General features: G+C 44.8%; 8 protein-coding genes and 1 pseudogene. 1 reads left to right on the top strand and 8 read right to left on the bottom strand.

Features of this window, described 5'->3' with window-relative positions:
• Window positions 1–9: 9 nt before the first annotated feature.
• Window positions 10–225, bottom strand: coding sequence for a DNA-directed RNA polymerase subunit beta (locus JXR92_RS00525; protein WP_117615990.1), 216 nt, complete (start codon window positions 223–225; stop codon window positions 10–12).
• Between the two features lie 103 nt (window positions 226–328).
• Between JXR92_RS00525 and JXR92_RS00520 the strand changes: the two genes are divergently transcribed.
• Window positions 329–1,021, top strand: a complete 693-nt coding sequence (locus tag JXR92_RS00520) for a S24 family peptidase (RefSeq protein WP_206897506.1) — start codon at window positions 329–331, stop codon at window positions 1,019–1,021.
• Between the two features lie 408 nt (window positions 1,022–1,429).
• Here JXR92_RS00520 and JXR92_RS00515 read toward each other — a convergent pair whose 3' ends face one another.
• From JXR92_RS00515 to JXR92_RS00485, 7 genes and pseudogenes are all read right to left on the bottom strand, one after another.
• On the bottom strand, window positions 1,430–1,672 hold the full coding sequence (locus JXR92_RS00515; RefSeq protein ID WP_007751495.1) for a hypothetical protein: 243 nt from the start codon (window positions 1,670–1,672) through the stop codon (window positions 1,430–1,432).
• Window positions 1,673–2,067: 395 nt separating this feature from the next.
• A pseudogene (locus JXR92_RS00510) lies at window positions 2,068–3,303 on the bottom strand (sugar-binding domain-containing protein); the annotation flags it as partial.
• Window positions 3,300–5,096 (bottom strand): glycoside hydrolase family 2 protein, encoded by a 1,797-nt coding sequence (locus tag JXR92_RS00505; RefSeq protein ID WP_131225434.1) that lies wholly within the window; start codon window positions 5,094–5,096, stop codon window positions 3,300–3,302. The pseudogene JXR92_RS00510 and the gene JXR92_RS00505, both read right to left, overlap by 4 nt.
• 39 nt (window positions 5,097–5,135) lie before the next feature.
• Complete coding sequence (locus tag JXR92_RS00500; protein ID WP_138344932.1) at window positions 5,136–7,130, bottom strand: glycoside hydrolase family 97 protein; 1,995 nt, start codon at window positions 7,128–7,130, stop codon at window positions 5,136–5,138.
• A gap of 14 nt (window positions 7,131–7,144) precedes the next feature.
• Entirely contained in the window at window positions 7,145–8,437 is a 1,293-nt protein-coding gene (locus JXR92_RS00495) for an acetylxylan esterase (protein WP_119961267.1), read from the bottom strand.
• A 13-nt stretch (window positions 8,438–8,450) separates the two neighbouring features.
• Window positions 8,451–10,514 carry an alpha-galactosidase gene (locus tag JXR92_RS00490; RefSeq protein ID WP_138344934.1) on the bottom strand — a complete coding sequence of 688 codons (2,064 nt, stop codon included), beginning with the start codon at window positions 10,512–10,514 and terminating at the stop codon, window positions 8,451–8,453.
• A gap of 47 nt (window positions 10,515–10,561) precedes the next feature.
• A complete protein-coding gene (locus JXR92_RS00485; protein WP_119961199.1) occupies window positions 10,562–12,442 on the bottom strand; it encodes an FAD-dependent oxidoreductase in 1,881 nt (626 codons plus the stop codon).
• Window positions 12,443–12,522 lie beyond the last annotated feature (80 nt).

Genomic DNA, 12,522 nt, shown 5'->3' with positions numbered 1-12,522 from the left:
TTTATTGTATTATTCTGCATCTTCAATTTTGAAAGAAAAGCACTTATCCGCCAATACTCTTTTTACAAAGTCTAAGTCGTATCTATCAGCTGAAAAGAAAACTGCCTGATAATCTACACTGGGATAAGCCTTGATTGCTGTTGTATCTACCATCTTCTTGACCAGTCCGTAAAGAGTTTCGGCGGTCTCTGCTGTTGCTTGAGCTATAATTACTTTTGCTTTCATTTACTTTAATCCTTAAAATTCGCTAATCACACGCATTTTTTGTATATTTGGCGCGCTGTTTACATCTTAAACACGCTGCAAATATAGACAAGATTTCTCGATTATGAAAGAAAAACAACAAGAAAAATCGCCTATAAAGCAAAATATCTTGCTTTACTTAGAAAACAAAGGTGTAACCCCCTATGAATTCTATAAAGAATCGGGGGTTACAAGGGGAATTCTACAACAAAATAATGGAATCAGCGAAGATAATATAGCAAGATTTCTCGCTTATGCTCCAGATGTAAATATCGAATGGCTTCTTACCAGCAAAGGAAGTATGATAAAAGATGGTTCTACCGATATTCAAATATCGAATGATACAACCACTTCAGCTATGCCAACTACGTCCATGAACCCAGGCATCGGCACACCGTATTACGATGTGGATTTCATCGGCGGCTTTGATGAAGTGTTTAATTCACAGGTAAACATACCTGCCACCAACATTGTAATAAGGGGATTCGAGAAAGCCAGCCTCTGGTGCAATGTCACCGGGCACTCCATGGAACCCAAAATAAACCATGGCGACATCATTGCCCTGCACCAATGCACACTCAACGACATCCAATATGGCGAAATCTATGCAGTGGTGTTGGATACCATCCGCACCATTAAAATCCTCCGCAGGTCGCCGGATCCGGACAAGCTGCGCTTCATCCCCATCAACACCAATGATTACGATGAACAGGAATTCGACAAATCACGCATCATCAATGTCTTTGAAGTAATCGGAAGTATCAGCAAGTTCTTCTAAGTGGTACACGCATGCCTCCTACAGAAGGCTAAAAAAGGACGCACGCACACACTTTTGAAGGAATTTACCTGAAGCAAACTCGTAAATACACTGTAAATCAAAGGATTTATTTTATTATAATAAGGTATATCACACAAACAAGTGTCGTTTTTCCTCTCTGAAAACAGAGAAAAACGGCACTTGCTTTCATTTATAACATAGTTTCCTATTTCGGGCGTACCCTCTGAGAACTGAAAAAGTAACCCCTAAAGTAACCCCTAACTTAAAGAAGTAGTAACCCCTAACAGTAACCCCAATAGTAACCCCTAACCAAATAAAACCAACCGTAGGGGCATAAAAAAAGGGAGCCATAAGCTCCCCAATCAGCATTCAAAGAAATAACGCCTACAAGCCTTTCTAACGGCGCTATTATATCGTTCTAACCATTCCCTTACTACCACCCGAGATGAGCGTAGATTGCTTAATTATAGCCTTTTTCGTGCATATTGTGCCGTTACCAGACAGCCCGGCATGAAGCAGGTAATTCTTGGTTGCCCCCACCTGATCTGCCGTCAGAACCGTATAAACAGCCGATATACTGCTGAAATACCAATCTTTCTGCTTCGTCCCGTCTATTTTATGCAGCAAATGCACATGAATCACTTTTGCCATATTCGTTTCTATTATGCTGCAAATATACCAAATAATACTTATTTGGAAGAATTTTAAGGCAACATCTTTAAAAATAGGCACAAAAAAACGGCCACACAGCCGTTCACACCATCATATAACAAAATCCATCAACCCAGCCATAAAACGGCCACACAGCCGAAAATAAAACCCTTCCAGGCCGTTTTAGCCCCATCTGCAAGCCCGATGTAAAGCAATCCCCCGAATATCCGAAGAAAAGCCCCTCAAACGTAAAGCAGATGTAAGCCATGTAAAGAGAAAAACCGCTTCGAAATATTCAGCCCATTTTCCCGATCATGCCTAAACCCTTTGGTTTTCAAAACCTTTCGCCCATTTTTCCCGACCATTGAAAAAACCGCTTCGTTCTATGCCCCATACAAGATACCCCGCAGCTCGCGACGGAAGAAATTCCAGCGCTTCTCATCGGGTTGGGCATCTTTACCCCACATCGGCATTTCCACCTCCAGATAGACACCCAGCTTGTCTGCCATACGGAACGCAGCGGCAGGAGGACACCAGGAGTGGAAGCGCATATGGTTCATACCATATTCTTTCAGGATACGGAGTACACGTTCCCAAGAGGCATCGTCCACAGGAGCATAGCCGGTCTTGGGGAACACTGCGTTTTCAACGGTACCGCGCAGGTGTATGGGTTCGCCATTAAGGATGATATGGTCCTCACCGGCCTCTACTTCGCGCATACCGAAAGTTGTGCTTTTCTCATGCGCATAGGATTGGCCCTCTACACTGGAAGTCAGCTTACAGTCCAACGTATAAAGATTGGGATGGAACTCATTCCACAAATGGATATCCTTGCCCAAAAACATTTCTTCCTCGATATAAGTAATGGAATCGGTCACTGTTACTGGTACTTCCTTTTGTAGTCTATAGTCCTTTCCTGTCACGTGGAAGGATATTTTGCCGCTGGCGGTATGTTCTGTACAGTTGCGGACAGTCATTTTGACTTTGATGCTTTTGTTCTTGATGTCCGGATAGACCTGCATGTCATCTACATAGACCGGGTCTACAGCTACCAGTTTAATTTCGCCCAATACTCCGTTCCAGTTTATTTGGGTAAATTCGGAGTGGGCATGGTCCCATTTATGGGTATCGTACTGGTAGCGGTTGTCTATGCAGAAAGTTATCAGTTCTTTTTTGCCTGGATGTAGCCATTGGGTCAGTTCGTGGTTGTGGGGAATACTGATGTAGTCTATTTTACTCACTTCTTCTTTGCCTACATATACCGAACTGAGCCAGTGTGTACGTTCAAAATAGAGGAAAATGCGTTTGCCTTTCCATGCCGCAGGAATCTCTATTTCCCGCTGGTACCATGCGGGGCCCATATATTCGTAGACACGGGTCAGCCTATCCAGGTGGCGGTAAGGAGATTTGTAGCCTATTTTATAGTCATCTGTAATTCCCGGCAGAACGATGCTTTCCTGCAGGCGATGGCAGTAACGTACGTCCAGTGAACCTCTCCGGAAGTCCATGACATCTGTCTGGAATGCCCATTCACCGGACAAGTCCATTTCATTCTTTTCTTGGGCATGCCCGCTCCAGACCATAGAGGTCAGGAGGAGGGCAGCCATGTAGTGTTTTATTTTGTGTTTCATTGTTCTGTTTTCTTTTGGTTATAGTAATCACGCATGATGTACCATGCTTTTTTGCGTTGTCCCTGGTCGGAAACCAGTCCTTTACGGTTCCATTCCCCTCCCTGGTGTGGATGGAAACGGAAGGGAGAACGGAAATCAAAAAGAATCCACGGCGATGTTCCGCGCAGGTTGGGGATATGCTTGAACATTTCCAGATTGTCCTTGTAGAGTTGTGCCTGATAATCCTCACTCCAAGAACTCTTGACTTCCGCGTCGCCATGTTTGCCATAGAGCGCTTCGCCTCCGAACTCGGAAATGAAAAGAGGTTTGCCGGGAGCTACATTCCAGACAGCCTGGTCCGGAGCCAGTGGCCAGTCATGATACCATCCCATATATTTGTTGATGGCTACCATGTCCAGGATGTTGATAATGGAGTCATTCATCTCAAAGTTCCGGCTTTCGCGGTTGAAGCGTACCAAATCGAAGGCAGCCGTAATCAGACGGGTTGAGTCGATGTCCAGGCAACATTGTTTCATGTGTTTCAGAAATTCATTGCGCGGGGCGGAAGTGGCTGTTTCATTGGCAATCCCCCAAAAGGTAACGGAACAACGGTTTTTGTCGCGCATCACCATCTCTTTAATCATTCTGCCTGCTTTCTCACGGGTAGCGGTATTCTTGAAGTCAATCCCTTGCCAGATAGGTATCTCTTCCCATAAAAGGAATCCCATTCTTTCTGCCAGGCGGACAGTATATTCATTTTGTGGATAATGTGCCAGACGAATCATGTTGGCACCCAGCTCTTTGGCTTCGGATAACAGCATTGTTGCGTCCGCTTCTGAGAAGGCACGCCCGCGGCGTTGCGGAATTTCCTCGTGGAAGCTGATACTGCGCAGGAAGATGGGCCGGTCGTTCAGATAGATATCTTCGCCTTTTACATAAAGGTTACGGAAACCAATTTGCTCGTTGAGCCGGTCACTTTCCGAAGTGATGGTTACATCATACAGCTTTGGAGCATCCGGTGACCAACGTTGCAGTTTTTTGGTTTTGATAGTGGCCTGGGCAATTCCGTTGGCATCGGTAGTCATGTTCTGTCTGATGCCCAATTCGGGGATGGCGACTTGCACGTTGATGCCAGGCTTTGCTTCGGATAAGGTTACTTTGGCACGAATCAGGTTGGATTGTACCTTGTCCAACTGGATGAAATGGTCTTTGATGTAGCTTTGTGGAACGCTTACCAACATTACATCGCGTGTGATGCCGCCGTAATTCCACCAGTCAAAGGACATGGCAGGGATGGCATCCGTGGTGCGGGTATTGTTGACTTTCACCACCAGGAAGTTGTCCTTTTGCTTTACCTTATCTGTGATTTCCACCTGGAAGGGAGTGAATCCACCTTCATGGCTGGCTATTTTTTCCCCGTTCAGATATATTTTGCTACGGTAACTTACCGCACCGAAATAGAGAAACAAACGTTTGCCGTCAGTCTTTGGGGTATCGAAAGAGCGTCCGTACCATACAGTCCCTTCATAAAATTTCAATTCGGGCATTTGTGAATTGAAATCGGCAGGTACATTCAGGACCAAACCTCCGTCGAAAGAGTATTCATAAAATTGCTTGTTGTCTTGAGGTTTTCTGTTTTTGTACACCTGCATCCTTTCCCCTTGGTCATAAAGGTCTACAATGGCTCCCCACTTCCCATTCAGTAGCCGGTAGTCGCGTCCGTAAACATTGGACAATAAGTCTTGTGCTTGTGACTTGCCTCCCAGTACAGACACTGCGAGCAAACAAGTAATCATTAGTCTTTTAATTTTCATAAATCGTATGTATCAGTTAACGTTTAAAAAGCCTATGAATTATTCTTTGTATATTTTCAATGCGCATCCGCCTCCTTGTGCCATTTTGACGGTCAGTTTACGGGATGCAGGAATGTCTGTGACGGTCTTTTGGTAGTCGGAAGCCAGGCGGTTGGCATTCACTCCGTCATGAAACATTTCCGCTTTCCATCTGCCTGTACCGAGGAAAGAAAGGTCCAGTGTCAGAGTACGTGCATCCCAATTGGTCAGGGAGCCGACATACCAGACATCTCCTTTCCTGCGCGCCATTGTAATGTATTTTCCAATTTCTCCGTTCATGGCTACTGTTTGTTCCCAAACGGTAGGGATGGTAGCGATGAATTCCGTGCATTCTTCTTCACGGTCGTAATTGGTGGGACTGTCGCACAACATGTTCAATGGTGATTCAAATACTACATATTCAGCTAATTGGCGGCAACGGGTTCCCTGGCTCATTGGGGTATCCATTGAGGAGTGGTAACACCGTTTGTTGGCATTGTGCATGGCGCCTTGTGTATAGTCCACCGGTCCGGCCAGCATACGGATGAATGGCATGGTGACATCGTAGGTTACCTGGTCGGTATGGATGTCACTCCACTTCATCTGTTCCAGCCCGTGAACGGCTTCATAGTTGATGACATTGGGATAAGTGCGGTTCAGCCCGGTAGGTTTGTACGTGCCGTGAAAGTCTACCATCAACTTATATTTAGCGGCAATTTCGGCAGCCCGGTAGTGGAAGTCTACCATTTCCTGGTCATCCCTGTCCATAAAGTCAATCTTGAATCCCTTGATGCCCATTTCGGAATAGTGCCTGCATACATGTTCCATGTCGCGGGCAAAGGCATGGTAGCCTGCCCAAAGGATGAGTCCTACATTCTTTTGCCTGGCATAGGACGTGAGTTTCTTTAAATCTATTTCCGGTACAACCTGAAAGAGGTCAGCCTCGAGGTTGACAGCCCAGCCTTCATCTAGAATCACATACTCGATGCCATGCCGGGAGGCGAAGTCGATATAGTGCATGTATGTTTCATTGTTTATTCCAGCTTCGAAATCCACGCCTTTGATTCCCCAATGGTTCCACCATTCCCAGGCCACTTTGCCCGGACGTATCCATGAGATGTCTTTCATGCGTGATGGAGCAGCCAGCTTATAAACCATATCGTTATCTGCCAGCTCCTTGTCATTTCTTGCCACAACAATGATGCGCCAGGGTAGTTTGGCTTTCGGCTGGCAGGAAGCAATGTAGTTTTCACGCTCTGTGACCAATATTTGCAGTTGGTTATGCCCGCCTTGTTTTTTTGTTTTGGGGACGGCGGCAAAAGCGGAAGTGAGTGCTGTTCCCCCGTTCCTGTTGATGAGGAACATGCCCGGATAGCTCTCCACGTCGGATTCGGCAATACAAAGTTTACGGCCGTTTTCCTGCTCTATTACTACGGGGGTAAACATCAGTCTTTGGGGGTTCAGTCCGGATAGCTCTATATGTGTATAGGTGTTTTCAAAAGAGTTGGAGAACTGGGCCTCTATCGGTTGTTTATCGCCATCTTTTACATAAGGGACAATCGATTTGTAGTCCTTGTTGAAGTTGAAGGCGGCTTCTTCGTTTGTAACTTTGAACGGTCTGTTTCCGGTCGCTGTGAACCGGTATGCCATTCCTTCATTGTACATTCTGAAAATGAGGTTGAAATGTTCCCGGAAACTTAACGTCATTTCATTATAGACATCCTTTACTTCACTGCGCTTGTAGAAAGGAGAGGGAATCACCTCATTTGCCTGGCGATGACTGACTCTCTTAAGATGGGAGCCGTTACCCCAGACTGTCCCATTATCCAGATGTACTGATAAGGGAGAGGGGGCTACCAATGTATGCCCTTCTTCCGTCAGCTCGTAAGTGATCCGGTCACCTATATATAAGGTAACCTCCAACTTGCCGTCCGGTGAGTTCAGACGATATTCCTTTTGTCCGAACATGTTCGGGATGATGAAAAGCAGTGTTGTAATAAAAAAAAGTATTCTCATGATTCTTATAGTTTTTATTTGTTTTGTTGAAAGAAATCAGCGACCCATTTCCATGCGGCTACCCATTGTTCTGGGTAGGCATAATGAGCCGTTTCTTCGGATACTAATATTTGTTTGGGTGCTTGAATTACATTGTAGGCAGAATAGGTAGTAGTGGGTGGACAGACCATATCATTATATCCGAATGAGTAGAATCCGGGAACTTTTATTTGGCGTGCAAAATTAACTGCGTCATAATAACGTGCTGTATTTGCCTTTTCTGCAGTCTGATTTTCTTGCTTGTTAAACATGTGTGGCCATCCTCCGGCACGGTTATGTATATAGCCGACCATGTCACAAAGAGCAGGGTAAAAGGCTACCAGTCCTTTGACACGTGAATCAAGTCCAGCTGTCACGATGGACAATCCTCCTCCTTGGCTACTGCCGAATGTTATCAAATTGCTCCCATCGAATTGTGGTAGGGAATAAATAAAGTCAATGGCACGTACACAGCCTAGATATACACGTTTATAATAGTATTTATCCCGATTATCCAGATTGAACGTGTGGTACCCTTTTAATGCTCCCATATAGAGATTGGTATATACCGGTCCTGACATGTTGACCGGAATACCGTGTATTCCTATTTCGAAAACAATCCAGCCATTGGCAGCATGTTCCACATCTCCGGCATAAGAACGTATTCCTGCACCTGGTAGCTTTAAAACTGCGGGATATCGACCTTTTGCTTTAGGCATAGCCAGCATGCCGTATAAGCGTGTATGGGATTCATAATTCTGTATATTCACATGGAATACATTCACTTTCTCTGTACAACGTTCGGGTACAAGAGTCATTTGTACATCCATTGGTGTCTTTTGAGCCTGGAGCTTTGCTGTTTCCCAGAAATTTAGAAAGTCTTCGGGCAATGATGTGATAGGTTTTAATTTTTCTGGATCGATTCCAACGGTTACTATCCCTTGGTATTCGCGTCCTCCATATTTAACAAAGGCTTGGCAACGGAGAAAGCCAGGTTTTTCCATTGTTTGGGCTTCCACCGTAGCTGTCCCTTTTTCAGCTTGCAATATGCCTTCTTTGTGAGGCTTCATCATATCTTCTGAAATCTGGTACCGAATTTCTGTGTCAGGAATTGGTACGTTGTTTTTCAGTACCGTAATGCTGAATTCTATTTTTTCGCCTGGCTTATATAGCCAGTCTGTATGATTGGGAGTGATCTGTATCCGAATCAGCCGTTCGGCAGGTTGTCCGAAGGCTCGGTAAAACAGCATCAAGAAGGCGATTAAGAGTATACTCCTTGTGATTTTCATGTCAGTCTTTATTTTAGCGTTTGTTTTTAATCTCATACTTGTAGACAACATAGTCATTGATTGATGGCAGAGAGATTTCCAGCCTTCCTTTCTTTCCGGTTACTGCTGTCATCGCTTTGCCGTGTCCCATCAATGGGATACATCTTACTGTGACACCTTCTGGCAGCCAGGTTTCGACTTCTGTAGTCCCTTCTGGATGATTTTCACGGTACACAATCAAGTATCCTCTATCTTTCTTTAGAGACTGGAAGCCGGTCCAAGAGCGTCCCGACGGTTCATCTCCTATGGGTAGGATAGTGCCGGAATGCATGTCATGCTGAAATTTCTTGTAGGCTTCTGTATGTTCTCGTAATGTAAATGCTTCCTCGGGTAGATTGGTACCTTCCATCCAGGCAAGCGGCTGTCCTGCTAAAGTCGTAGCAAACAGATATTCAAATGAATAGTTTTCCGGAGCGAAGACTTCTCCTTTATATTTATCCGTATTTCTCCATTTGTTCAGGAACTCTATTTGCAGCTTTTCTGCCGGAACATATTTGGAAAGCATCCAGAGGTTACGCAAAGTCCAGTAAGGATAGTAGTTCTGCCAGTCGGTATAACGGTTTTCCAGAAAGAAATTTCCATATTCATTGAACATGTGGTAGCCTCCGCGGCGGCTGGCTGTCGCATCAAGGTTGAAAATCACTTCCTCGTCCGTCTCTTCCAGCACTTTGTTGAATAAGCGGTGCAGGTTTGTTTCGGCTTCTTTACTGGGAATGGTGAGCCCGTCTATCTTGAATACTTTGATGCCGTATTCGCGATAAAGGCTGATGAGTGCTTGCGCATCTTTCTGCCAATCGGCAAAATCATTTTGTATGCTGGGATTGAACCAAAGACCGATTTCAATACCTAATTCCTTGCCACGTTTTACGATGGGATGCAAACCACGTGGATACTTTTGCGGGTCGGGTTTCCAGTAGTCTTTATTGTCCCAAATGTTCTTGAATGAACCGCGGGCTACAGCTGAATTAGGGCTTTTACCTATTTGCCAGCCATCATCAATCTGGAAATGGGTGATTCCCAGACGGGCGGCGCGTTCCAGTTCTTTCAAACAGAAGGATTCGTTTACTTTTGAGTCCTGGCTACGGTCTCCCCAGGTGTTCATCATAATCATCTCGTCGCGGTCGGCCCGGTAAGTACGTATATTCTTCTGATATGAACGAAGCGCTTGTAGTCGGCTCAGTTCATCTTCTCCGTATATTCCCAATACGCATCCGTATGTTTGGGTCCAACGGTCGGGAGTCACGTCTTTCTCGGTAATGCCCAGGCCGGTTACTGTAAACTTTCCGAAATCAGTCAGAAAATCCTTTCCTTGATAGGCTAATTGTACCGAAGAGCAGGGAGCCTCTTTTAAAAAGAAGATGCCACAGTTGTCCTCGCCATTAAAGGCAAACAGCAGATTGCCGCGATATCCCAGTTTGCGATAGGAAATAATCTCTTTCTCGAAAACCAGGTTGTTGTGCCAGTCCGTCACATCGGAAAATTCCACGCTGCGGGCGTGCCAATGTTGTCCTTGGAAATGGAACTGGTCTAGTACAGCGGTTACTTCTTTAGATTTCATGTCTTCGGCGAATTCAATATTCTTCCGGTCGGCTGCACTAACTTCTCTGCCTCCGAAAATACTGTTTACTGTTCCTCTGAGGTAGGTGTCGCAGGCTATGGCTGGACAATCATCATAAATACGATATACCCGTTTTATATCTAGCTTCTCCAGGCTGAAAGAAACTTCTACTTTCAGATAAGCGGGAAATATTTTAGTCTCTTTTACGGGAACTACTTTGAGTGAACCGTTTGATGGTTGCGGCAAATCTTTCGTTACTCTGAAATCTGGAGTAAGGCTGTGGTTCTTCCATGATTTTCCATTACTCTTGTCGGTCAGGCGGTAAGTTATGATATTTCCCCCGTTCCACAAAAAGGTACGTTCGACCAAGCTGTTTCCGATGGTTAAAGTGTCATTTTTCAGACGGCCGTAACAAGCATCTTGTGCGTGTAACGAATATCCTCCGAAAAGGACAAATAATAATGTTAGAATATTTTTCATGATATGCGTGTTTTATTAATACTTAAATTGTAGTATCAACGTGTTTCTTACTTCTTGTTTTTTTCAATGATAAATATACGAGGCTCTTTTAATAATTTTTGTTCATTGAACTTCTGATTATCGGGAATCCCTTCTTTTTTTCCTACTCCCTCTTTCATCAGTGCTTTCAATTCCGGTAGGTGTTTCTGATATACTCCTCTCGGAGTGGTGTTGTACTTTTTACATAAGGAAGCCGCCATCCCGACAACTTCGCCCATCATTCCGGTGGTACGCATTACGCGGACAGTGCCCAGTGCCACATGGGTAACACTGATATTGCGGCCTGCCATAAAAAGATTCTCGATATTCCTGGAATATAGGCAGCGGTAGGGCACTGCGTAAGGATATATATGGATGTGTTTGGTTGCTGCTTTGAAGGGCGCATCAGGAAAGTGTGACGCATTGAGCGAATCCGGGAAATGCAGGTCGATGCTCCAGGTTGTGACGAAGGAGGCATCTTCGTGATAGACATTTTTGTCTATATCATCTTGCTTTAGAATATAATCGCCCAACAATCGGCGTGATTCGCGTTTCCCGGCAATATAGGCTACCCAGTCCAATGCGCGGTTCTTATATTTCTTGTTGTCCTTTAATTCATTTTTCAGAAAACTCCAGTTAGAATAGATGACCATTAAGCCATAATCACGTATACGTTCGAAGTCGTCGATTTGATTGAAGTTCATGCCGGTTTCCCATTTCCATTCACCCATCGTCACTTTTTCGCAATTCTTTTCATTGAATTGCAGACCGTACGAGAAAATAGGGAAACGGGTAGGTTTACCTTTGTCTGCAGAGTACCATTGTACGGATGAACCCATTGTCATTTTGTCCGGTTGAATCGGTGCCAGCTCTTCTCCGTATTCGGTACGGGATTCGCGTCCCATGTTGTAGTCTGCACCGGCCAGATACCCGATGGTGCCGTCTCCGGTACAGTCGGAGAACAATGGTGCTTTCAGTTCCACTTCTTTTCCATTCTCTATATGCTTGATGATGACAGATTCTATTCTGTTGCCATCGGTCTTTACAGATATGGCGCGGTAGTTGGCATAAAGGGTGATATTCTTTTCATTGGCGATAAAAAGCTCCTTCTTTTCATCTTCATAGTTTGCGGCAGGTTTGGCATTTCCTTCTTTAGAATGTCCGAATTCTCTTATCATACGTCCCAGTCCGGAATTGGGGCCTACTCCGATATTGCCCCCTAAGTGAACCCTGACTTCAGAGCTATTATTGCCGCCAAGTACTGGGCGGTCGTTGATTAATGCCACTTTGCATCCCAATCTGGAAGCGGCTGCGGCTGCACACATACCGGCTATACCGCCACCAGTTACAATCACATCATAGGAGTATTGCTCCGGTTCGGCTGGAATATCCAGCATTTTTTTACGGAAATTTGTCAGTTGTACAGTTTCGTTAGGAGGTAGTTGCTCTTTTTCTGTTGTAAAATAAATAGCATCGCAACGGCCATTGAAACCGGTCAAGTCTTTTAATGTTAGATTACTATTCCCAGCCTTTACTGAAATTTTTCCGGCGGGTTGCCACATCCATTGGTTGCCTTCATCACCTAAAACTATAGGCAGCTTTTTATTACCGATTTTTAGAGTGAACTTTCCTGCTCCTTTGCCATCATACCAGGGAGAAGTCCAGTTATAGGTACGTACATATACATAATATGTACCGCTCTCGGGAAAAGATATGGTAGTGGAAGCATCCTCAACCGGGACTCCCATTCCATGAGCCATTAGATAGGGTGACCCCATAAGATCCATGAATTGCTGGTCTACTACCCATCCTCCTTTTTGGTCAAAGCTTTCTGCTTCTATCAATAGATTGGAGGCTGTGATAAGCTGGCTACAGAACAGTAGACTTAAAATCAATATAATTCTTCTCATAAATATGCGGTTCTTTATTTTGTTGTGGAAACGGTATAAAAGGGCTGCCCTGGATTTCTAATTTGCAGGGGCAGTCCTTT

It is taken from the genome of Bacteroides parvus, assembly GCF_017309675.2.
In the GTDB taxonomy this organism is placed as follows: Bacteria; Bacteroidota; Bacteroidia; order Bacteroidales; family Bacteroidaceae; genus Bacteroides; species Bacteroides uniformis.
Note: the sequence above shows the minus strand (reverse complement) of the source record. Positions and strands in the feature narration are given on the sequence as shown.

Excerpts from the sequence above, each read along its gene's own strand:
- JXR92_RS00500 (WP_138344932.1), bottom strand. The coding sequence starts at position 7,130 with ATGAGAATACTTTTTTTTATTACAACACTGCTTTTCATCATCCCGAAC.
- JXR92_RS00495 (WP_119961267.1), bottom strand. The coding sequence starts at position 8,437 with ATGAAAATCACAAGGAGTATACTCTTAATCGCCTTCTTGATGCTGTTT.
- JXR92_RS00490 (WP_138344934.1), bottom strand. The coding sequence starts at position 10,514 with ATGAAAAATATTCTAACATTATTATTTGTCCTTTTCGGAGGATATTCG.
- JXR92_RS00505 (WP_131225434.1), bottom strand. The coding sequence starts at position 5,096 with ATGAAAATTAAAAGACTAATGATTACTTGTTTGCTCGCAGTGTCTGTA.
- JXR92_RS00515 (WP_007751495.1), bottom strand. The coding sequence starts at position 1,672 with ATGGCAAAAGTGATTCATGTGCATTTGCTGCATAAAATAGACGGGACG.
- JXR92_RS00520 (WP_206897506.1), top strand. The coding sequence starts at position 329 with ATGAAAGAAAAACAACAAGAAAAATCGCCTATAAAGCAAAATATCTTG.
- JXR92_RS00485 (WP_119961199.1), bottom strand. The coding sequence starts at position 12,442 with ATGAGAAGAATTATATTGATTTTAAGTCTACTGTTCTGTAGCCAGCTT.
- JXR92_RS00525 (WP_117615990.1), bottom strand. The coding sequence starts at position 225 with ATGAAAGCAAAAGTAATTATAGCTCAAGCAACAGCAGAGACCGCCGAA.